Source organism: Microcoleus sp. AT3-D2 (assembly GCF_036705715.1).
Lineage (GTDB): Bacteria > Cyanobacteriota > Cyanobacteriia > Cyanobacteriales > Microcoleaceae > Microcoleus.
Window position 1 is genome coordinate 74,619 of the sequence record NZ_JAUBVE010000004.1, and the last position, 22,987, is coordinate 97,605.

Here is a 22,987-nt window from a genome sequence, read left to right on the forward strand (position 1 = left end):
CAAACATTACTCTTTCCAGTAACGGGTTAAAATCCGAATCACCTCACCCGCTAGAGGCGATGGTAGAGGCGGGCTCCATTCCCCAACTTCTGCAAAACCTAAAACGTGCAACAGATTAACAATGCTGTCTACCGCTTTGGGAACGCCACACAACAGCAAACGAATCGGTTGCTTACCTTGAGGTACATCAGGAATTTCTTCCCGGAGCAGTTCGGGAACTGATTTTGGCTGTGATATCATAGAGTTTGAATTACACGAATAGTGGAATTGCGATCGCCCTCAAGTTTTCCAGGCCAGGGGCGATCGCTTTTCCGTTTGTACATCCTCAGTCTAGTTCAATCGCTGCCCTTTGTCAATCGCTACGACAAAATAAATGGTCGCAGCGACAACTTAAGGGATAGTCAAGGTTGCAGAATGGTAACATCTGCTTGCAAAGTTATCGCTAGCAGTTGAGCATCAGCAGTGATCCGTTGGAAATTGGCAGTTGTGATGGCCGATCGCAATATCAGCAATAAAGAATTGGCTGCTTTAATTGGGATGCACCCAACTTCTGTGTCTAAAATCAAAACCCGTCGCCGACTCACCAGAATTGACGAAGCAACCCTTAGCGCTTTGTGCAGAGCACTGAACTGTCAGCCTGGGGATTTAATGGTGTATGAGGAGGACAATCCCGATGACTTAAAATGACATGGTGAACACGCTACCTATTACTTACTCTTGGCCAGATTAATGTCTACTTGCTGCTTCAGCTCGGTTGGTCAAATTCAGCAATCTGTTTTCGACCAAGAGAGGTAATTGCTAAGACTAAAACACTTAACGTAAGGCCTAAAATCGCATAACTCGGTAGTGAAAAAATAGTTACTTTAAACAAATAAGGCAATTCCCCCCCCTTCCAGTTCCACCGCTTTCCTAGAAACACCAACAGCCCGCCATGAATCACAGCGGTTTGCACCATGACACAGCCAACGCCCAATAACCAAACCGACATTCTTTGCCTAGAGAAGGCACAATTTTTAATCTGAAAACATAAATCATTCAGCAAAAAAACCACCGCCGGTGCTAACATCACAGAACTGGTGGGCTGAGAATAGTTGATAGCAATACTCAAAGTGGAAATTAGCACCATTTCAGATAAATCAACCTTTTTTGACCAAGCATTGCGAGATTGTTTTTTGTAAAAATACCAACTCACTAAACCAACTAGCAGCAGAACAATCAAGTCAGAAAATAGCTTCGCCACGAAGGGACTATCGGGGAAAAATCTCGGCCCCATAACCCTTAAATCAAGGCGACTCATAGAAATATAAGCATTATTCGATGGATCGTTTAGCCAGAGTGGAAATCCACGAGTCGCATCCTGTATAAATCCTGTTAAAGAATTGCCCGTTACAGCTAGACCTATAACTGCCAAAAAAGTTACCGTCACTAGAGATATAAAAACTAGCTGAAACCGTCTTTTGATTAAAAAATAAGGAATAAACAATATAACTAAAGTTGGTTTAAAAAGGGCAATTCCTAAGAAAATTCCTGCAATTATATCCCGATTTTTTCTAGCACAAATAAACATCCACAAGAGCAGAACCGCAATAAAAGTTGCCACATTGCCAACTTGAAGATCGAAGACAAAACCGTAGAGGAATGCAACTGATATACTACAAATAGTCCGAAAAGCTCGTGAGTGCGACTCTAACAGGATATTCGCTCCCCATAAAACAAAACCTGTGGCAATAAGATGCAGCCAAGTCCAGATTGTGAATGCAGTCTTCATCGGGAAATAGCCCAAAAACCACAGCGGAGGAATGATATTAGGTGGATAAACAAAAGATGGAATAAACCCGCACACTTTTGTGATGTTACAGAAACCGATGTTAAATACCTCCACATTAAAGGGACTCAAATGCTGATGGGCTAATCTACTCGCCACATAAAACCACTTAAAATCCCAGTAAGGCGGTTCAAGCCGAGTAGTCAGATTGTAAACCAACCAACCGGTATAACAGAGAAATCGGGTGATAACTAATACAATAACTGCTTGCAAAATAAAGTTAACGAAAGGTTGACGAAAAAACTGAGTCAACCTTTGGATCGAAGGATGTTTTAAAAACAAAGAATCTTGCCATGCTGCTTTTTCGCCATCTAATCGCCAATTGAATTTGAGAAACAAAGCGATCGTAATTAAAATAATTACATTCCAGAATCCAAAGCTAATCATAGGAAATAATTTTATTAAAATTACTCTTCGATGATATCACAACCAAAAAATGTCAACTAAAAATCAGCATTTGAACCTAAAACATTGACTTTTGTTCCCCGTTTCAACCTAACTCTCTTTTCTCTCTTTTCTCTGCGTCCTCTGCGCCCTCTGCGGTAAAAAAAAAATCCTATTCACAAACGAAATAGGATTGCTATCTAAAAGCCCGATCGCACTTTAGCCCCTTGTAACCCTGTTCACCCCCAAACATTTGCGTTACCCTAGTTGACTACAGCTTGTACCGCACTCCCCAACTAAATTCATGCTTCCCCGCATCAAAGAATTAGCCGCCACCCTAGCACCCCGCTTAATCGAAATTCGCCGTCACATCCACTCCCACCCCGAACTCAGCGGCCAAGAATATCAAACCGCCGCCTACGTAGCCGGAGTTCTCGCATCCAGCGGAGTCCGCGCGATCGAAGGAATCGGCAAAACAGGAGTGCTCGGCGAAATCAAAGGCAACAGCAGCGAGTCCCGGTGGCTGGCAATTCGCACCGATATGGACGCTTTGCCGATTCAAGAACGCACTAACTTAGAATTTGCCTCCCGCAACGAGGGAGTCATGCACGCCTGCGGCCACGACATCCACACCACCGTCGGTTTGGGCGCAGCAATGATATTGTCTCAGCTAGGGGAAAAATTGCCCGGTCACGTCCGCTTCTTGTTTCAGCCGGCCGAAGAGATTGCCCAAGGTGCTCAATGGATGATTAAAGATGGGGCGATGCAAGATGTTGACGGCATCCTCGGAGTGCACGTTTTTCCGACGATTCCCGGCGGCTGCATCGGTATCCGCCACGGGGCCCTGACGGCGGCGGCAGATGACATAGAATTGATTGTGATGGGCGAATCCGGCCACGGTGCGCGTCCCCACGAGGCGATCGACGCAATTTGGATTGCTTCTCAGATAATTACCACTTTGCAGCAGGCAATTAGCCGCACGCAAAATCCTTTGAGGCCGCTGGTTTTGACGATCGGGCAAATTAACGGCGGACGAGCGCCGAACGTGATTGCCGATCGAGTAAAATTATTGGGAACCGTGCGATCGCTCCATCCGGAAACCCACGAAAACCTGCCGGCTTGGATCGAACAAATTGTTTCTAGCGTTTGCGGGACTTACGGCGCTAAGTACGAACTCACCTACAAGCGCGGCGTGCCGGGAGTCCAAAACGACCCAAAACTCACGCAATTAGTCGAAACTGCGGCTTTAGAAGCTTTAGGTCGATCGCGCGTCCAGATTTTACCAGAACCATCCCTCGGCGCGGAAGATTTTTCGATGTACTTAGAACACGCACCGGGAACCATGTTTCGCTTAGGAGTGGGACTGACTGACAAACCGAACTATCCCCTCCATCACCCGCAATTTGAGGTTGATGAAGCAGCCATTGTCACCGGCGCTGTCACCTTGGCCTATGCCGCCTACCAATATTGGAAACACCAAGTAAGTAGGTAAATTCGCTTTCCTTCAATTACCCACAATCAGATTGTGGGGTGGGTAATGGCTCAAAATTGCTCGGTGTAAAGTTTATTTGCGCCTACTTAATTAACAGAATTCTGGCAACCAAACCACCTTATCTTCCGCAATTCCCCTATAGCAGCCGCCAAATGTGCTAACGTACAATCAAAAATCCCCAAATTTCAACTATCGGGAGATAGATAACTGTGTCCGCTCAAGCACCTCCAACTCCCAATTACAAATGGTTTAGCTGCATTTCTAGCACTGTTTTCACCGCATTGTGCCTGTTGCCCCTTTTGGGCGCTGCGGGATACGCCCAAACTCCCCAAAATAGACCCATCAAAATCGGCGTAGTGCAGCGGTTTGGCACCAAAGCAACCGACAAACTGACGCTGAAAGCATTACCGGGCGACAGCTTAACATTGAGTTACAAAACTCCTCAAGGCATAGAAACCAAAACTGCTGCTAGCGTCAAGTTAGAAATAGCCCCGAAACCGCTGGAATCGCCCTTAGTAGAAGAACGAGTTGTTCTGAGCTCCCACCGCAGTTTCGAGAGTGCAGAAGATAGCGCCAATCAGTGGCGGGCCCAGGGAATAGAAGTAGAAATTGCTCAACCTTTTCGCTGGCAAGTTTGGGCGAAAAGAGATATTTACAACTCTCCTTTGGTGCGGCGCTGGCTGTTGCAAAGTTTGCAAGCTCAAGGGAACAAAACAGCTTTTTTGGATTCCAAAGTTTTAAAACAAATACCCCAGGCATTTTGGGTTTTAAACGGCTTTCGTTTCAACCGCAATGAGTTGGATGTGACTGCTGGGAAAAATGTGATTGAGGTATTGGAACAAACCACCCAAGAGGCGACAGCTACTGAACCAGAAAAAGCAATTCAACAAACTCACCGTTATGGCGGCAGTTTGCACCTGCAAAAAAATTCTTACGGCACTTATACTTTGGTGAATAAAGTGCTGACGGAAACTTATTTGCGGGGTGTTGTTCCTCACGAAATTGGGGCTTTTTCGCCTTACGCTGCGATTGTCGCTCAAACTATTTTGGCGAGAACCTACGCCCTGAGAAATTTGCGTCGGTTTGCTGTGGATAATTATGAGTTGTGCGCTGATGTTAACTGTCAAGTTTATAAGGGTTTGACCGAGGTTTACCCGCAAAGTGATAAGGCGATCGCCCAAACGAGCGGTTTGGTGCTAACTTACGAAAATCAGCTAGTAGACGCGCTCTATTCCGCGTCTAGCGGCGGCGTGACAGCCTCTTTTAACGATGTGTGGCAGGGCGCGGAACGTCCATATTTGCGATCGCTCGTCGATTCCCCTAATAATGTTTGGGATTTGTCGAAGCAGAGTTTGTCTGACGAAAACAATTTCCGCCGCTTTATCAGTTTGGAAAAAGGGTTTAATGAGGAAAAAGAAGACACATTTCGGTGGCGCGAACCCGCTTCTTTGACAGCGATTGGTGGATTTCTCAAACAGTATCTTCAGAAGAAACAGCACCCGCTGGCTAATTTGAAAACTGTCACTCAGGTGGAAGTGGTAGAAAGGTCGCCCGCAGGCCGAGTTTTGAAAATGAAGGTTCAAACTGACTTGGGCCCCATTGATATCGACAAAGACGAGATTCGCAATGCTTTTTACCCGCCGATTAGCACGCTTTTTTACCTAGAACCAATTTACAATCCCGACAAAACTCTCAATGGTTATGCTTTTGTCGGAGGTGGTTTCGGGCACGGAGTGGGAATGAGTCAGACTGGTTCTTACAATTTGGCTAATTTGGGCTGGAATGGATCTCGAATTCTGGGCTTTTATTTTCCCGGCGCTCAAGTTTTGCCTCTGAGCGATAACATTACATTTTGGCGCGAATAGTCGATCGGACTCGGCCTAATAGTCAGCGATTTAAATCATCGCCACTACACAAACAAAGCCCGCCTTTGCGGACTAAATATTAGCCGTTAAACTTTTAGATTTTAGACTTTGGATTCTAGATTTGTTTCACAGTTAATCTAAAATCTGCCATCTAAAATCTAAAATTATTTGGTCAGCTATCTGCTCAAACCGCTATGAATTCATAGCTGGGAGTGACAGACTGCTGGCGGCTTTGTTGCAATGTTAGACACAGAAACCCGGTTTCATAAAGTAATTGCGCTATTTCAGCTTAATTTGGGAAACCAGAAACCGGGTTTCTTAGGGTATCACGCAGAGCGTCCTTTCTTAGTAGAGCGATTCTTCTTGGTGAGTTTCGATCGTACAGTCAGACTTGGGATAGGCGACGCAGGTGAGGACAAATCCAGCCTCGATTTGGTCGTCATCCAAGAAAGATTGGTCGGATTGGTCAATTTCGCCTTTGGTGATTTTGCCGGCGCAGGTGGAGCAAGCTCCAGCGCGGCAAGAGTAGGGAAGGTCGAGTCCTGCTTCTTCAGCAGCGTCAAGAATGTAAGTATCGTCATCAACGTCAATGGTCTGGTTAATTCCTTCGGCTTCGCTGATGAGGGTAACTTTGTAAGTTGCCATGCACTAAATCCTCTCAAAAATTCAACAAGATTGATAATTTTTCCTAATGCAACCTTCAAGGCTCTATTAGCTTTGAGGTTAGGTCTTAGGTTCGTTCCCTCTATGATAGTAGGGGAAAGAAGCAAGGTTGCAACACTTATTTACAAAAAATTTGAATGGGATTAGTTATAACTTTTTCTAATTTCATCTTTATTACTTATACCTATCTTGGATTCAGCCTTGTGATACTGTTGCCGCAAGACTTGCGCTAAATAATCCAGTTTCTAGGAAAAATCCTGTTTTGAGCCCTACAGCACAAAAACCGGGTTGTTGGTATGCGGTGTGTCGATCGAGTTTCAGCAAGACTGGCTGCAAGGCAAGTCCCTGCCGGCGTTGAAATGTATAGTTAGATCGCATCAAGACTTGGGTGTTGAAGGCTCGATCGAATAAATCGCACCACAACCACAGCTTAAAATCGGGGCGATAGAACCCTAAACCCCTGCAGCACAAGCCTGTAACTATCTAAAATGTTAAATCTCAAATCCCATGACTAATATTGATACTCGCTCTGGTTTTTCGGTTAATTCTCCAATTCGCGTGGGGATTGTGGGTACTGGTTTTGCAGCTAAGTTGAGGGCCGAGACAATTCAAGCTGATGGGCGATCGAACTTGGTAGCAGTTGCGGGTCACTCCCCGGATAAAACCGCAGCATTTTGTCAAGGGTTCGGGGCAGAAGCTGCGGTTTCCTGGCGCAAGCTAGTAGAAAGAGACGATTTAGATTTGGTAATTGTCTGTACGGTGAACCGGGATCACGGGGCGATCGTCCTGGCGGCCCTAGAAAATGACAAGCACGTTGTGGTGGAATATCCTCTATCTTTAGACGTATCTGAAGCAGAAAGGGCGATCGAACTTGCCACCCAAAAGCAAAAACTCCTCCACATCGAACACATCGAACTGTTAGGCGGTTTGCACTCCTCAATCAAAGAATCTTTGCCATTAGTCGGTAAAGTTTTTTACGCCCGCTACATTACTATTACTCCTCAACATCCAGCGCCGCAGCGGTGGACTTATCAACATTCCCTCTTTGGCTTTCCGTTAGTTGGTGCAATTTCGCGACTGCACCGATTTACTGATTTGTTCGGGGAAGTGGCAAGCGTTAACTGTCAAGCTCAATTTTGGGACAGTCAGCCGGATTTCTACAAAGCTTGTTTGTGCAACGCACAGTTGCGCTTTGCCAATGGCTTTGTCGCTGAAGCTGTTTATGGAAAAGGAGAGACTTTTTGGCAGTCTGAAAACATTTTCACCATCTACGGAGAAGCAGGAACGCTGGTTTTTACTCCTGAATCCGGTCAATTAATTCAGGGAGAAAATCGGCGCAACCTCAAAGTAGGAACGCGGCGCGGCTTGTTTGCCAAAGACACCGATATGGTGTTGGAATATTTGTCAAACGGTACGCCTCTGTACGTAGATAATGCCAGTAGTTTGTACGCTTTGAAGGTGGCAGATGCTGCGAGGCGATCGAGCGAGATTGGGCAAACTATCGCACTTATAAATTCGTAAAAAGGAGCGAACAGGAGGTTATTTGAATTTGGGAAAAAACGCTTATAACTCATAAGACATTAGGACAACTCAGCTAAAAGTGCTGCTCAGCAAATCCGCAATCTGCCGATCGATATTGGTCTGGTGAAAACGCCGACTAGCCATATAGTAGGCCGATTGGGCGATCGCGCTCGTATACTCAGGCTGGGTATAACAGGTATTAATAACAATAGTGGTATAAAAGTAATGATGGCGATGGAGCTCGCCGAAACCGCCCTTCGTTATTAATAATCTTCATAACGTTTAAAAGGCTGATGGCTCCTACTGTTCCGACTTGTGGCGGAAGGGTAGGATGGTGCGGATGGCTCGATCTTTCCCCTACAAGTCACGTTCATCCATTCAGCTTCAAGGGGGCGTGATGTTAGAAAGTATGATCTGGATTTTATTAATGGGCTTTTTTGTCGGGCAGATTGCTCGACGGCTGAAAGCTCCTGCACTGGTAGGTATGGTGCTGGTGGGCATTTTATTAGGCCCGCAACTGGGAAATGTCATTAGCCCAGAGGTTTTGGGCGCAGCGAATTCCCTTCGCACCATTGCTGTGATGGTGATTTTGATGAAGGCGGGGTTAGGACTCGATCGCGAAAAGCTATCTCAACAGGGAACCGTGGCGCTGCGATTAGGCTTTCTGCCTGCAGCTTGCGAGGCCATCGCCATTGCTGTCGCTGCGATGTGGCTACTTCAGTTTGATTTTTTGACGGGGCTACTGCTAGGCTGCATCATTGGCGCAGAATCTCCAGCAGTAATTGTTCCCGGAATGCTGCGGTTAAAAAGTCTAGGTTGGGGAGTAAAAAAAGGAATTCCCGATGCCATTCTGACGGGAAGTGCCTTGTCAGATGTATTGCTTTTGCTGGTGTTTAGCCTACTGCTAGCATTTCTGTCCCAAGGGAAAGCTACAGCCATTACCTTACTGGGAGGAATCACCCTCAGCCCTCTGCAATTGCTGCCATTTCAAATCATCATCCAAATTACCTTGGGGGTGCTGTTGGGATGGGTTAGTGCTCGAATTTTGGTGTCACTATTAGTCAAGCAAAACTGGACTCAAACTGCGGTTCAGGACTCCCTAGTCGCTGCTGGCTTTGCCCTAGGGCTGGTAGTATCAGCCGAACATATTCCGGTTTTCTCTGGCTATTTAGCTGTCATGGCGGCGGGGTTTTTCCTGATTGAGTTGGATGCGCCTTTAGCACGAAGATTGCGGGGTGGCTTTGATAGTTTGTGGACGATCGCGGAAATTATTTTGTTTGTGTTGCTGGGAGCCAGTATTCAACTTAATGTATTAGGGAATACCTTGCTGGTTGGTTTGCTGGTGTTGGCGATTGGGACTCTGATTGGGCGATCGCTCGGTTGGTATCTTTCCACCTTGGGTAGTAATTGGACTGGGAAAGAACGGCTGTTTCTGCTACCAGGAAATTCCGCTAAGGCAACGGTACAGGCGGCGATAGGGGCGATTCCTCTAGCTCAGGGCATTGCTGGTGGCGAGACGATTTTGGCGATCGCAGCCCTCTCAATTTTAGTAACGGCTCCCTTGGGTGCTTGGGCAATTCCTACCTTTGCTCCCAAACTATTAGAAAAAGGCGAAGTTGACCCGACAAAAGTAGCGATTTCCGGTCGTCCAGTTTTTCTCGCAGCAGTAGACGCTTCCCCCTTAACAACAGATGTTTTAACTAAGGCCGCAGACTTAGCTCGGCGCAGTGATGGGGATGTGATTGTTTTGTATGTGGATAACCTGGGAGATAAAAAGGCGATCGCCCAATTACAAGAACAAGCACAACGACTCTTATCAGATATTTGCTATGAGTTCCTGAGTCTTTCTGGCACTGTGACTGAAGAGATTGTCCGCGTGGCGCAAGCTCGGCAAGTAACAGATATTGTGATCGGGAAACGAGGGCATCAACCTTGGGAAGAAGTGCTAGTAGGATCGGTTTCTCAAGCCGTCTTAGAAACCAGTCCTATTCCTGTCATTCTAGTGGAATGTCGTCATAAGGAATGAAAAATAAATAAGGTGACTAATAGAGCAATAGTTTACCTTGGAGCAAGGCTTCTGGGGTTTAATTGTGCAACTTATTGATTTTTAATTCCTAAGTTGAACACTCCAAAACAATAATCAGATTGTAATCGGGGACTGCACATAAACTGTAGGGTCTTCCATCGTAAAGACAATCCCATGGATCGAGAGCGATTTGGCAATTTTAGCCCTTGCCAACTCTAGTAGACGTTTACGCACTTCAATCGCATTATCTTGAGAACCTAAAATTGCAAAACTAACCCTTAATCTTTTTCCGGTTCCATCAGCCTGAGAGATATTTGTGCTGTTAGTATCAATCCCTGATAGGTAAGCGGTTTTTTCCATGATCACTTGCTGCACTAGGGCATATTCTCGTTCCCCTAAAACACTAGCAAAGTCCATATAAAATAACACCATGATTTTTTTTGCAAGAGTAACGTTTTCAATTTCTACACTTACAAGGATAGAATTGGGCATCACAATAATTGTGCCAGTACCAAGGGAGCGGATTTTGGTTGAGCGCAAACCAATACTTTCTACTTTTCCTAATTCTCCACCTGGTAAGCGGATGTAGTCACCAGTAACAAAAGGACGATCAAGATATAGAACTAAAGTCGCAATCAGTTGTTCGAGAATTTTTTGAGCAGCAAAGGCGACGGCTAAACCCACCAACCCCAAACTTGCCACCAATCCAATCAAGTCAAAGTTGAGGCTGCTGGCAAAGGCAACTAAAGCTCCAATAAAGATCAAGATATGAATAATGGTCTCAAACACTAGAATGGCATCATCACTACTAGGGCTAAATTTGCCGCCCAATTTGAATCCGTAGGTACGCAGGTAGCGGCTACTTAGTTTTACTGATAACCAATATAAGCTTCCAATTAAAAATAGATTGACAATCGGCTTTAGGAGATTATAAACGACTGGTACTAATGGTTCTAATAAGCTCACAGACCAACTGATACCAATACTGAGAACTGCAAATTCCAAAAGGCGATCGCTCGGTTGAACAATTTCTATATAGATAGTTTCTAGGGCAGGGGGAGCTAGTTTTTTAAGCGCTAATTTTACTAAATCTGTAGCGTAGTGGCTCAAGACAAAAGAGCCTCCTAGTGCTCCAAAAAATATCAGCCAGTCGGGTTGAGAAAATGGGGAAAGAAACTGATAGCGTAGACTGCGTAAGATGGGAAACCACTCGGAACTGACTATGGCGATCGCACCCCAGCTAAAACTAAAAAAAATCTTGCTGAAAATTCCAGTTTGAAACTTAAATATTCTGGTTGCTAGTCCCAAAAAAAGCCGCACTACGATCAGCGCTGCGATTACGCTCAAAATCCATAGACTTCTCTGCCAAAGATATTGGGGAGTGCGTTCTTTTTTAGCTTTGGCGATCGCTGTTTCTAGAATAGCCCGCCATTGATTAGCTTGTTGAGTTCGAGAAAACCCTGGCAGAACATCATTTGCTGTAACGGTGAGAAGGTAGTTATTATTTAAGGAAATAGAAGTAGCGCTGGTACTATCATCATTCTGTACATCAAAAGTTATGGGTTGATCAGTAGCGATCGCCTCCATGAGAATATTATTAGCAAATTGGGTGCGCTCCTTTGCTGTAAATCGCTCCAAAGCTTGCAAATTAAAAAGGGGAATCCCATCAACAACCACCGGAGCACTTCCATTAACAAAACCCTGACTAAAATTTTGAGCAGGATTTTGAGCCAAACTCATGGGAGTAAACACCAACAAACAACCCACTAAAAATAAGCTAGTCAGTTTAATTGCTCGCCTAATTACTTGTTTAGATAGAAATTGGGGCATCCACATAAATCGTTGGTTGGTTAAGGATAAAAGAAATATCATGTTTTTGAAGTTGCTTGGTAATTTTTTGGGTAGCCAAATCCAGCAATTGTCGTCTTAGTTCCATCGATAACTCATTAGAACCCAGAATAAAAAAGGAAACTTGAGCCTGATTTTCACTAAAAGAAACCTCTGTACTACGCCAATCTAAACCAAAAATATCCATAGTACAGTCCATCACAATTTGGCGGATCAATGCTTGCTCATCGGCAGATATTGATTTAAGAAACTCAAGTATCATTACAGACATGACTTTCTTTGCACCTGAAAAATTTTCAATGGTAGCTTGGGTAAGCGCATTATTCGGAATAATTGTGAGCGTGCCTTTACCAGAAGTGCGAATTTTGGTTGATCTTAAGCCGATACTTTCTACTCTACCAAAAGTACCTTGCTTACCCGTAGGCCCATCGGATAAGCCGATATAGTCACCAACAGTAAACGGGCGATCGAGGGTTAAGACAATCCCCCCCAAAAATTGCTCTAAAGTCTTTTGAGCGGCAAAGGCAATGGCAATACCTCCAATCCCCAAACTGGCAACTATGCCGACAACGTTGATGTTATGGCTAATACAAAAAACTAAAATTAACGTTACAGCGATCGCAAAGTCTCCAAAATACCGAATTAAGAAGATTGACTCGCCTTTAACTTTGGGGTTTGACTCAAAAGTTACTCCTAAAATTGTGGTGTTAAAAAATTCTCTAAATAGTCTTGACAGCATCCAGCCGCTAAGTATAGTGATGCCAATACTCAGGCAAAACTCGATTAAACTAAGCGATTTATTTTGAGAAATTAGAAGTAACATTACTTCCATTGCTGAGAAAGTCAGTAACACCAAAAGTATGTTTTTTGAGCCAACCACTACACGAATATAAGTTTGGGTTAATAATTCTGGAGCGAACAAACTTAACGGTAATCTTAAGATAGAAAAGAGCGCAATTCCCGCTAATGCAGTCACCACTCCTGCTACCAAAACAGAGCTTATTTGCCCTAAGCCATCGCCATTATTTAAAGCCAGTTCGGAGGCTATATAAAGCGGATTAATTGTTTCTGTCATAGCAAAGTTTAATCATTCAAGTTTCGGGTTGGTTCAAAGTCGGAATCTCGTGCAATGCTTGTAGCATTGGGTGCATTGTTAGCCCTTGCACAAATACCCAAAAGGCAACAACCCAGCCAATGTAAAATGCCACTATCTTACATTTTCTGCTTCCGCAATTACTTTGAGCGCAGTTGTTTTGATTAGGCTTTTGGTGGGGGAAGACAAATTTAAGCTGCATTTCTGACGGTCTTTATGATTGGATAGAAGTCATGATTTTTTTTCCAGTTTTCGGAATTTGGATTCCCCAGAGTAACCGTTAAAAAGGAAAATTAATTCTTCCCCTTTTTTAAGACGGATATTTTCTGCTTTTACGGCTTCTTCAATTGAGCCGATCATCTAGAGGGATGTTTCGGGTGTATCCGAAAACTCCTCATTGAGGATGCGATCGCATCCTTCTAAGGTATCTTATAATTATACTATTTTACCTGTCAAACCCGTAAACTGGGCCGTTGTAAAGAAAGGTTGTGTGAGAAAACTTTCTCAAGCCCGCGATGGGAATACAACTTTACGATGCCTTGCGATAATTCTTCTCAACCCAACTTCGCGCTCATATCTTTTAGTGCCTCATAGGTGGTGATGCTTTTGCGAACTAATGTGCATTGAGACTCGTTGGTAATTTATGCTGCAACTTGTGGATCATGCGATTGCGTACCCAAATCAATGCACGAAAACGAGCACCAAAGTGACTCTTCTTGCGCGATCGCCAGCACTAGAGTAAATCCTGCAATCGCGATCGCTAACCGCCTAAAAACTGCTTAATGTTAATATAGTTGGGCTTTCGGCTGTAGGTAATTTCTGCACCGTTATCCAATCCACCAGCCACGAAAGTAGAGATTTCCTGGCAAATTCCTCACACTAAAGTAACAAGCCCAAATAAGAGACTGGTAATTCTAAATTTCCTCAAAGCGAGTTTTGGCTCAGTTACAAAAGTCAAAAATTGAATTGTAGAGTGAGTCAATCGATTTTAGATTTTAGATTTTAGATTTTAGAGGCGACCCCACGGATAAATGCGGGGGCTTGAGGATTTCCGATTTTCGATTTTGGATTGATTCCACGGATAAATCCGGGGGCTTGTACAATCAAGAAATTCGTGATCAGAAGAAGTTATGGATTGATAAAAGAGCTGTCTATATCTTTCTTTTCGTCTAAATTTACCTGCTTTAATCGTTCTAAAGTGACAGATTATGGCTAACCCGATTTCATCGTTACCTTAATTACTCGCTCTCAAGAATTAGCTTTGCTTGCAAAAGTTCTTGATGCTTTTCTTCGCTGACACTGGGGTACTCAAGGTTCAGTTGCTTCAACTGAGTGTAAATGATGCCAGCTACTACAAGACGAGTGAACCATTTGCGATCGGCTGGGATAATGTACCAAGGAGCATAGTCCGTACTGGTGTGATTAAACATATCTTCATAGACAGCTATGTAGTCATCCCAAAAAGTACGATCTTTAGCATCATCAACAGAGAATTTCCAGTTTTTTTCAGGACGATTGATCCGTTCTAAAAAACGTTTTCGCTGCTCTTCCTTAGAAACATTGAGAAAAAACTTGAGGATGATCGTACCGTTATTGACTAATCGCTTTTCAAAGTTGTTGATTTCTTCAAAGCGCCGCTTCCAAATATCCTTGTCGATTAAACTAGGTGGAATTGGTCGCTGCTCTAGGATTTCTGGATGAACTCGTGTTACCAAGATTTCTTCATAATAAGAGCGATTAAAAATTCCAATCCGTCCTCGTTCTGGTAGAACTTTGGAACAACGCCATAAATAGTCATGATTTAACTCTTCTGTCGATGGCGCTTGGAAGCTATGCACTTGACATCCTTGGGGATTGATTCCTGACATTACGTGTTTGATCGTACTGTCTTTACCAGCAGCATCCATTGCTTGAAAAATGATTAGTACAGCATGGGTTTTTTGGGCATACAGAATATCTTGATATTCTGCTAAAGCTTTAATACCTTTCTTTAATTGACTTTTAGCTTTCGACTTCTTTAGATGATTGGCTTTGTAAGCTGGGTCATAGTCTTTTGTTAGAGAAATTCCTCGCTCTGATGGCATAATAATTTGCTGCTTTGGTGGAACAATAAAAGGACGAATCAAATCGTCAAGATTTTTGAGCGGAAATGGATTTAATGATGTATCATTTTTGCTCGGTTTATCGGACATACTTTTAACTCTCTAATGTCAAGGTAAATAGACTTGTTCTGACGGGCTTATATCAAATCAATCTGTTAGCATCGGAATTATTTATATCTATATTCTCGACCTCTGCGTTAATCAGCGTCAATCCATTATCATCTGCGACCCGATAAATTATCTTTTTTAAACCGCAGATACAGGCAGATAAACACAGATTAACGCAGATGAAAATTATATAAATTCCGGTTGCACCGTCCGTGGTTGACTGTTGACTCGATTTTACGCCGGACGATGAAGTGCGGATTTGATATTAATCATGCCAACGAATGGGACTTGACAACATTGCATAAATGGGATCGTGTTGCACACTTAATAACAATGGCAAACCCAAACCAGGTACAACGTATTCCAAGTTTATGAAGTAGGAATACCTGCTTTAATTATTCTAAAGTGAGAGGTTAGACCTGCTCGATCGCCTTCACAGCAGCAAGATACCACTACTTGACATCTTGGCGGTTTAACTCATCCGCAATGACTTCCTGGCTGCCACGTTCAATCATATCTGCATGACACCTTAGTGCGGTTTGATCTAGTGTCCGGTGAGTAAAGAAAGCGATCGCCCAAACAAATACTTTTTAGGTAAAATTACAGCGATCACCTATTTCATGCAAATAGTTTCTCCAACAAAACTTACGCAGACCAAGATTCGCGAAAGTCAGCATAGAGGGTCAATCCACCATCAATATAGAGCGTTTGTCCCGTAATGTAAGCCGCTTCATCTGATACGAGAAAGGCAACAGATGCTGCCATTTCCTCCGATGTGCCTGCCCGTCCCATTGGGATATGGCTTTCCACTACTGCCTTTTGTTCTGGATCGTCCGTCCAGCTTTCATTAATCGGTGTAATCGTTGCACCGGGCGCAATAGCATTGACACGGATGCCTCGGTTTGCATATTCCAACGCTAGGGTTTTAGTCAGATTTCCCATGCCGCCTTTGCTGATGGAATAGCTGATATACATCGGGCGGGGAATGATTTCATGCACACTCGAAACATTGATAATCACGCCAGGGCGTTGCTCACTCAATAGGTGCTTAATGGTTTCCCGCGCACACAAATATGCGCCCCGTAAATTGACTGCAATCACGCGATCGAATTCATCCGTTGGAACTTCATGTGAGGCGCTTTCTGTTTGAATCCCAGCGTTATTAATCAGGATATCGATATTACCGAACTGCTCGACAACCTGATTCACCATTTGCACGATGTCCTCTTCTTTAGAAACATCACCTTGAATCAGCAGCGTTTCAACCCCGCATTCTGCTGCCTGGCCACAGGCTTTTTGCATCGCCATTTCTTCAGTATCTTCTGCCTCTTCTAGGCTTTTGCGATAGTTAACGGCAATGTTGCAACCTTCTTGAGCAAGACGAATCGCGATCGCCTGCCCAATGCCTGAACTCGCTCCAGTAATTAGTGCGTTTTTTCCCTTTAAACCTTTCATAATTTCTCTCCCAGAGATTCACAACAAAATATCTTAACCGAAACCTCAAGCCAATTAGCTTCTACATCAACCAGAAGGTTGTTCTATCTTTTCCCCACGCATTTCATCAATATCCAGGAGGCCGATCGCCACGCCCGCGATCGGGATCGACAGAAAAACTCCGACCAATCCAGCGACTCGCGCCCCCACTAATAGCGCAAAGAACATAATGACTGGATTTATATTAATGGAGCCTTGCATAATACGGGGCATGAGTAAGTTTTCTTCAACCTGCTGTAAGACAATGCAACCCACTAAAACTTTCAAACTGAGCAGAATTCCTTGAGGCAGAATAATCAGGCAGATTAGGCTAATCCCAATCGTTGCGCCAATACCGGGAATCAGGTCAAATGCGCCTGCAACCGCAGCCATGACCAGTGCATAGGGAATACCCAGCAAAATAAACACCAGAAAGGTAGAGATGCCGAAGAAGATTGATAATAGCAACCTACCCCAAAAGAAACCCAGAAAATTCTTTTGAATTGCCCTGGTTAAATCATCGCGTAAGCCGGCTGGAAACAACCTCACGATCAGATTCCATAGTCGTCTACCATCTAGCAGCATAAAGAAGCCAACCACCGCAATCACAATCACATCTAGCAAGTTTAATAACACATTTTGCAGTGTGGAAAAACCAATGCCGATGATGCCGAGGGCTTGTTCGCGCAGTTGTGTCTCAAAGGTGCTGAAATCGACCGTAATATTGCGCTTTTGCAGAAACGATTGGAGTGTTTCCAACAGTGCGATCGCCGACTCTAAAAATTGAGGAGCCTGTCCCAATAACTGCTGTGCTTGGGAAATGATAGCTAATCCTAACGTTGCCATTAACCCACCTAGAATCAACAAGGCAAGTAAAAACACCAACACAACCGCTACCCAACGAGGGATGAAACGAGATACAAATTTGACTGGGTAGTTCAGCACAAAGGCGAGAATAGCTGCAAAAATAAAAACAATCAGAACCTTTTCAAAATATGTCAACACCTGCACGATCGCCCAGCCAAGCGCAAAGAGTAGCAGGTAGCGAATGAGTTGAGCATTGTTCAGATGTTCCCACATCCGATTGGTGTTAATTTTTGGATTGTCCATTACAGCCTGTCAACCTCTCCACCGTTCCTCATCCGCAGTATTAAATAAAAGACACACTGATGTCATCTACCTAAAGAGACGAATTGTAGAGCCTGTAGGGGGAGTTTTTCTCAGAGACAGTTCTCCCGGCCCAAAGATCGGTTGTCATGGCACAAGGAGATCAGCAAAAAAGGCTTTCTGCTGATTGTATGGTGGGAGAAGCTAGCGATGGGAAAGGGGTTTGCGCCCAAGCCTGAGCATGAACTGTTGTAGCAAGAGAATCTGTCACGGCTGCCGATCGCCAGCCAGCATTAAAGACAGTGTTTGCCACAACAAGAAGGGATGACATCAGTAGCGAAAAACGGCTGCGATCGCCTTGTCTTGAGGAACATTTTCTGGCTCTACGGCGTAAACATTACCACCATTGGTCAGGGTATGCAGTGCTGCTAAATCCAGCAAATCTTCGTCCCCTGCCTGATGTTGAGCGTGAATATGAACCGAATTCGCCTCCGGATCGAACACTCCCCAAACTTGCTCGCCAACGGGAACAAACAACGATTCAACGCGCTGGAAATAGGCAGCCGGCACAACCTGTTCGATCGTACTAGCAGTTTTTTCGGTGGCTTGTAGTTCCTGGTAGCGGGCGATCGTTGCTTCTTTTGCTTGCTCAAAATAAGGCTGTACAATCTGCCACGCTCTTGTATGCAGTTCCTCCGGTTTCAACATTTCTGGATTGCCTGTGATGCCGTCGGGCAGTAGGTGAGCGTAGGTGTTTGCCTGCTGATAAATTGGCAAGAGATAATCAACCCCTGCCAAAATTAGTGGCGCTTGCTCGTTTTTTAAGAAGGATTCTAGCCCCTTGCTAACTTGGCGGAAGTAACGCAGCAGTCGATCTTTTTGGTCATCGTTACCGGCTCCCTGTCCATGAAATATGGCAGAACCATCGCCACCACTGCTGCCTTGTGAGCTCGCCGTATGAAACTGCAGGCTTTTTTCTGGATCGTCATACTGCAATGCTTCTGCAATGCTGGTGGGTACATCAGTCAACTCAACCTCGTTGACGTGATAACGAGTTCCCTGAAACAATCGAACTTGATTTTGGCTTAGTGCCAGAATATAAAACTGCCCATCTCCAGACAACAGTTGCAGCAATGGTTTGAGGTGGAAGCGATCGGTAACTACCGTTAATTTTGGGAAGGAGATCGGCAAGCAGTAGTAGCGGAAGTGATTGGGAGATAGCAGAATTGCTAGTCCATCGCTTTGATGCTGCCAGAATTCATAGGTATCTAGCTCGTGAATCGGTTGCAGCAACTGTTTGGCATCCTGTTCACTCATTCCCATCGCCAGCAATTGTTCTTCGGCTTGCCGTACCAGATTCTTGAACCGAATTGGATTTTGTTGGGTTTCGGCTCCTAAACGCTCCATTGGCGTGTAGATCGAAATACAGGTTGAGTTTGATTGTGTGGCTAAAGTTGTTAATTCATCAAGGGCTAATAAATTCATTTTGTACCTTTGTTCAATGTTTCTTTCAAGCTTTTCTCAGCGGTAGGACAGGCTGAATGTCTTTTCTGGGACATCTGCTGTTTTCTGATTTGTCCTGAGAAATTTCGGAGAGTAACTTCCCTGACGGTCAGAGTTGGCCTCAGAGATGTGGTCAAGATTAGTCGCTTAGCGAGCGCGCAACTTTCCGATAGTAGTGTCTAGCAACTTTTTCATTTTCTCGGCAGCACCGCTGATGGACTGCTGCAATATCTGGCCTTGATCGCTGACTGCGATTGGCTGATGGTTAGCGAGACGGACTTCGATCAAACAGCGTTTATCATTAGCGCCAAACTTCTCGCTGCTGTTCTCATCGCTAAGGTGAACTTCCACCCGTGTAATATGCTGGCTGAAGCGATCTAAGGTGTCGTTAATTATGGCTTCTACCTGTTGAGACAGCGCCTCGTTGCCTTCGATGTTGGCATCAGTATTGAGCTGAACTTTCATGTGTCTATCCTCTTCTAATAGCTGTCTTATGGGAGTGGTGCGATTAGCGCCCTTTTCCCTGCATACAGCATCGTGTCGATCGGTTTAATCAACCCTTGTTCGACAACTCGTTCCCTTACGATCATCGACCTTTCCGTGACCGAAGTGGCCTACTCAAAGGTAGATAGTGACACGCTTAACCCATAGCAAGCGATCGCACAATTAAAATCAGCCTTTCAGCATAGGTTTGTCCAGAATTTTCGATTCTCACTGTCTGCATTCCCATCATGGTGCTTGCACGACTAGACCTCTTGCAAAATAATTTTATGCTATAATAAAATATTTTTTTAAATGATGGAGTTCCAAGTTTTAAATGTAGTGGCAGCGCAGATGCGTCTGCTGCGACGCAAACTGCAAGAAAACGGCTACGATCAGCTAATAGAAACTGTTTATGGGCTAGGATATCGTTTTAATCCTGCAAACCAATCATCATAAATTTGACAGGCTCGGCTCTTAACAATTCGCTGCCGCTACACAGCGGTGCGTGTAGAAAAGCACTGCATAGCGGCAACCAGCAATACAACGAAATACTTATGCCATTGCCATCGACATATTCCGGCAAGTCTCAGCACAACGCCGGCACATCTCGGCACAGGCTTTCATTTGAGCATCGTCACCCATCCGTTCACAGCTTTCAGCGCATCGCTGACACAATTCAGCACAAACGCCGCAGGTATGGGCATGGAGGTTCGAGCCTCTGAGCATAAAATTAGCGCTAGTTTGGCAAATCTCAGCGCAGTCGAGCATCAGCCGAATGTGATCCTGTTCTGCGTGTGCTCCCCCCATTTTTAAGCAGTAAGTGACAGCCGTATTCAAGCAAATACTGTGGCAGTCTAAGCAGTTTTGAATACACTGCTGAACGTCTTGGTTAACTTGGTTTAATGTCAAATTGTGTGTCATGTTTTTAACCTCTTTAACTTATTCTGTTGAGTGTAAAGGCGTAATCACCTTCATGGCTTCACCTTAAGATCTTGAATATCCCCTCACATCTATCTAATGAGGGAAGACTCATTTATTTCTATTGAGCTAGGGGGATTTCACACTAATTTCATTTTTATCTGATAACTAGACCTCTTGCAAAATAATTTTATGAGATAATAAAAAATTGGCTTAAGGGGAGTAGATTGCAGGTTATAGCTGATTTTCAGAACCTTTTACTAAAAACAGCATAAAATGCTAAAAAGGTATTTTGTAGTTACACAATAAATCAATCATGAACAATCGATTACTTCCGCAAAATTCCTTATTAGTAGGTTGGGTTGAGGGACGAAACCCAACCTACAGAATAAAAAAATATATAGCGCTTATCAAAAAAGTGAGGTATGCAGAGGAGAGATTAGCAGTTGTTGATTAACAATTACCAATTACCAATTACCCACGATACCTCATTTTACTGAGAAGTGCTATATATCTTATTAATTTGATTTATGCTTACCTAATTATTGAAATTTCCATGCAATCAGACCGACAAGCCCAATCAGACCTAATGCTCTACGAAAGTAATTAACGCCTTGAAACAATTCTTCCCAAGCCCAAGTAAACAAAGACCCAAAGCCTACTATCTGCAACCCTAAATTAATTTTACCATTTGTAACAATGAGCGTTAATAAACTAGCTACAATCCCGACACTCAGTGGTAGATTTGGCATTTGAGCTATAACAATTTGGCCTTCGCTGTCGCGGAATGTGCGATCAAACAATGTATTTTCCATGAGTTTCTCCTGTAAATGTAATAAACAGAACTAGGTTAACAGTAAATACTCCAGACACTTTTTGGAACGATACTAGAAGCTTTACAGAGCAAGCATCATAAAAAAGTCAAATTAAATGCAAGTCAGGACTGGAGATGACATTGATTTAATTATCCACAGTGGCTCAAAATCCTAGAAAATTAGCCATTGAACCCTAAGAAAAACTGTCAACATTATTTAACTGTTCAATATGAGATTTATCCTGGATCAAGTTTTTTGGAATTCGCTATTATGAATTTATTAAACTTTTTTTAGCCATCCTTTTAAAGGTTTTTTATTTGACTTTTTAGAGGGTATTTTTATAGTAAGATTCAAAATTTTAAATTTCATCTCTCGGTTGGAATAGTTTAGAGTAAAAGGTGATCTATAATTGGACAGACATCATCGTTTCTCTAGTATCGCATCGAGCTCGATCGACCTCATGCTCAAATCCAAGGTCAGCAATTCACAGGTCTAAACCTTTTCGTCAAGCAGGCTTGAACCTCTGTTGGCAGTGCAGTAATTTCTGTTGGCAGAGCTTGAATTGATGGTGTAGCCGCTATTTCTGCTCGATCGCTCTCAGCATCCTGACGCACAAAAAATGTGGCCAGCGTTGCTGTCAAATAACCACCTAGCGCGATCGCACACAACGCCAGCAAAAAACAAAGCACCCGCCCTTGGGGTGTCTTCGGAAAGTAATCAGAGGCGATCGTGCTCATCAACATTGCAGTCCACCACAGCGCAGTGCCATAGTCATTAATGCCACCAGTACCATTAGGAAGTTCGCGCTCAAACGCATAAATTCCAGCCGCGCCAATTAGAGTGACGATCGCTCTGGGGGGGTGACAAAGAGGCTATTGAGATAGACCGAATCAGGGTTGCAGCCCGCATACCTTGTTGATCAAAGCGGCGTTTATTTCGAGTTAACTTGATTAACTGTTCCACCTCATCAGAATATTGTTCGAGATAATTAACCCACTTTTCTCCATCTTGCGCCAACACCAAATGTACTCCGTCTTCGATATCTTTTTTTAGGTTCTTGACTAAGTAATTAATGGGCACCAAATTAATTGGATCTTTAAGTTCGGTAAATCTCAAAAACTTTGTAATTTACGTCGCCGACTTTCGGCTGTAATTAGACAGGGAAAAGAGGAGGGAGAGCCGTTCTAATCTCACTTGTTTTTCTGATTGCATCAAGGATGGCAAGGTTGTCATCACCAAAGACTGAGATGGCGTCAGGTATTTTTGTAAATGAGTCTGGTAGAATCTTCGTATCATTATTTTTTTCGATAAGCAAGCGTGTAACAATTCTGCTGCCTATCTTTTTTGACCACAAGTTTGCTCAATCCTTACTAACTATGGGTTTGCGGCGCGTTGCCACCCCCCCCATGAGGCACAATATTCATCAATAAAATTGATGGTGGGTCGAGATGGGCGGGCTTCATCCATAGACAGCAACAGAGTTGGGGTCGTTTTCGGCTATTATACTCCCATCAGAGTGATACAAGAGCAATAAATTGCCTATTGAAATTGTCGAAAGGGTTGTGGGGTATGAGGTGTAGGGTGTAGGCGTATGCAAATTAAATTCCTATTAACTTATGCTAGGTATCAATGTCGGGAGAAGTCAATCGATTTTAGATTTTAGATTTTAGATTTTAGATTGAAGCATTGACCCCACGGATAAATTCGGGGGGCAAGTTTCATCGGATACAGGTTTTTTATCTCTCCACAGATGAATCCGGG

19 protein-coding genes, 1 pseudogene and 1 riboswitch are annotated in these 22,987 nt (G+C 43.9%); of the genes and pseudogenes, 6 read left to right on the plus strand and 14 right to left on the minus strand.

The annotated features are described in order from the left end of the window. Positions 1 to 6 precede the first annotated feature (6 nt). Positions 7 to 240, minus strand: a complete 234-nt coding sequence (locus tag QUB44_RS03090; protein ID WP_332942899.1) for a hypothetical protein — start codon at positions 238 to 240, stop codon at positions 7 to 9. Between the two features lie 222 nt (positions 241 to 462). On the opposite strand from QUB44_RS03090, the gene QUB44_RS03095 reads away from it, so the two are divergent. Beyond that, positions 463 to 687 carry a helix-turn-helix domain-containing protein gene (locus tag QUB44_RS03095; RefSeq protein WP_332942898.1) on the plus strand — a complete coding sequence of 75 codons (225 nt, stop codon included), beginning with the start codon at positions 463 to 465 and terminating at the stop codon, positions 685 to 687. 58 nt (positions 688 to 745) lie between these two features. Here QUB44_RS03095 and QUB44_RS03100 read toward each other — a convergent pair whose 3' ends face one another. Next, entirely contained in the window at positions 746 to 2,212 is a 1,467-nt protein-coding gene (locus QUB44_RS03100; protein WP_333362980.1) for a glycosyltransferase family 87 protein, read from the minus strand. Positions 2,213 to 2,513: 301 nt separating this feature from the next. Here QUB44_RS03100 and QUB44_RS03105 point away from each other — a divergent pair, with 301 nt between their 5' ends. Together QUB44_RS03105 and QUB44_RS03110 are read left to right on the plus strand one after the other, a co-directional pair. After that, entirely contained in the window at positions 2,514 to 3,701 is a 1,188-nt protein-coding gene (locus QUB44_RS03105; protein WP_333362982.1) for a M20 family metallopeptidase, read from the plus strand. A 209-nt stretch (positions 3,702 to 3,910) separates the two neighbouring features. Next, complete coding sequence (locus QUB44_RS03110) at positions 3,911 to 5,566, plus strand: SpoIID/LytB domain-containing protein (protein WP_333362985.1); 1,656 nt, start codon at positions 3,911 to 3,913, stop codon at positions 5,564 to 5,566. 345 nt (positions 5,567 to 5,911) lie between these two features. Here QUB44_RS03110 and QUB44_RS03115 read toward each other — a convergent pair whose 3' ends face one another. Next, a complete protein-coding gene (locus QUB44_RS03115; protein WP_106149950.1) occupies positions 5,912 to 6,211 on the minus strand; it encodes a ferredoxin in 300 nt (99 codons plus the stop codon). A 525-nt stretch (positions 6,212 to 6,736) separates the two neighbouring features. On the opposite strand from QUB44_RS03115, the gene QUB44_RS03120 reads away from it, so the two are divergent. After that, positions 6,737 to 7,750: a Gfo/Idh/MocA family oxidoreductase gene (locus tag QUB44_RS03120; protein ID WP_333362988.1), complete on the plus strand. Its 1,014-nt coding sequence runs from the start codon at positions 6,737 to 6,739 to the stop codon at positions 7,748 to 7,750. 221 nt (positions 7,751 to 7,971) lie between these two features. Continuing rightward, positions 7,972 to 8,060: riboswitch (Fluoride riboswitch) on the plus strand. An 87-nt stretch (positions 8,061 to 8,147) separates the two neighbouring features. Then, on the plus strand, positions 8,148 to 9,776 hold the full coding sequence (locus QUB44_RS03125; protein ID WP_333363146.1) for a cation:proton antiporter: 1,629 nt from the start codon (positions 8,148 to 8,150) through the stop codon (positions 9,774 to 9,776). 114 nt (positions 9,777 to 9,890) lie between these two features. Here the strand turns inward: QUB44_RS03125 and QUB44_RS03130 are convergent, their stop codons facing one another. From QUB44_RS03130 to QUB44_RS03160, 7 genes are all read right to left on the minus strand, one after another. Then, entirely contained in the window at positions 9,891 to 11,606 is a 1,716-nt protein-coding gene (locus QUB44_RS03130) for a mechanosensitive ion channel domain-containing protein (RefSeq protein ID WP_333362991.1), read from the minus strand. After that, positions 11,587 to 12,699, minus strand: coding sequence for a mechanosensitive ion channel domain-containing protein (locus QUB44_RS03135; RefSeq protein ID WP_333362995.1), 1,113 nt, complete (start codon positions 12,697 to 12,699; stop codon positions 11,587 to 11,589). The genes QUB44_RS03130 and QUB44_RS03135 overlap by 20 nt, the downstream gene beginning before the upstream one ends. A 1,256-nt stretch (positions 12,700 to 13,955) precedes the next feature. Further along, positions 13,956 to 14,909 carry a polyphosphate kinase 2 family protein gene (locus QUB44_RS03140; protein ID WP_333362998.1) on the minus strand — a complete coding sequence of 318 codons (954 nt, stop codon included), beginning with the start codon at positions 14,907 to 14,909 and terminating at the stop codon, positions 13,956 to 13,958. A gap of 663 nt (positions 14,910 to 15,572) precedes the next feature. Then, positions 15,573 to 16,382 carry a glucose 1-dehydrogenase gene (locus tag QUB44_RS03145; protein ID WP_333363001.1) on the minus strand — a complete coding sequence of 270 codons (810 nt, stop codon included), beginning with the start codon at positions 16,380 to 16,382 and terminating at the stop codon, positions 15,573 to 15,575. A gap of 66 nt (positions 16,383 to 16,448) precedes the next feature. Then, the gene (locus QUB44_RS03150; protein ID WP_333363004.1) at positions 16,449 to 17,510 is read right to left on the minus strand and encodes an AI-2E family transporter; all 1,062 of its coding nucleotides are present in this window, start codon (positions 17,508 to 17,510) and stop codon (positions 16,449 to 16,451) included. A gap of 327 nt (positions 17,511 to 17,837) precedes the next feature. Next, a complete protein-coding gene (locus tag QUB44_RS03155; RefSeq protein WP_333363007.1) occupies positions 17,838 to 18,992 on the minus strand; it encodes a baeRF7 domain-containing protein in 1,155 nt (384 codons plus the stop codon). A gap of 165 nt (positions 18,993 to 19,157) precedes the next feature. Next, complete coding sequence (locus tag QUB44_RS03160) at positions 19,158 to 19,475, minus strand: HPF/RaiA family ribosome-associated protein (protein WP_333363009.1); 318 nt, start codon at positions 19,473 to 19,475, stop codon at positions 19,158 to 19,160. Positions 19,476 to 19,826: 351 nt separating this feature from the next. Between QUB44_RS03160 and QUB44_RS03165 the strand changes: the two are divergent. Further along, positions 19,827 to 19,949 (plus strand): annotated as a pseudogene (locus QUB44_RS03165) (winged helix-turn-helix domain-containing protein); the annotation flags it as partial. Between the two features lie 96 nt (positions 19,950 to 20,045). On the opposite strand, the gene QUB44_RS03170 reads toward QUB44_RS03165, so the two are convergent. From QUB44_RS03170 to QUB44_RS03185, 4 genes are all read right to left on the minus strand, one after another. Continuing rightward, the gene (locus QUB44_RS03170) at positions 20,046 to 20,414 is read right to left on the minus strand and encodes a four-helix bundle copper-binding protein (RefSeq protein WP_333363012.1); all 369 of its coding nucleotides are present in this window, start codon (positions 20,412 to 20,414) and stop codon (positions 20,046 to 20,048) included. A 539-nt stretch (positions 20,415 to 20,953) separates the two neighbouring features. Beyond that, the gene (locus QUB44_RS03175) at positions 20,954 to 21,226 is read right to left on the minus strand and encodes a hypothetical protein (protein ID WP_333363015.1); all 273 of its coding nucleotides are present in this window, start codon (positions 21,224 to 21,226) and stop codon (positions 20,954 to 20,956) included. Between the two features lie 476 nt (positions 21,227 to 21,702). After that, the gene (locus tag QUB44_RS03180) at positions 21,703 to 22,074 is read right to left on the minus strand and encodes a potassium channel family protein (RefSeq protein ID WP_333363149.1); all 372 of its coding nucleotides are present in this window, start codon (positions 22,072 to 22,074) and stop codon (positions 21,703 to 21,705) included. After that, entirely contained in the window at positions 22,034 to 22,306 is a 273-nt protein-coding gene (locus tag QUB44_RS03185; RefSeq protein ID WP_333363018.1) for a hypothetical protein, read from the minus strand. Before QUB44_RS03185 ends, QUB44_RS03180 begins: the two co-directional genes overlap by 41 nt. Positions 22,307 to 22,987: the final 681 nt, after the last annotated feature.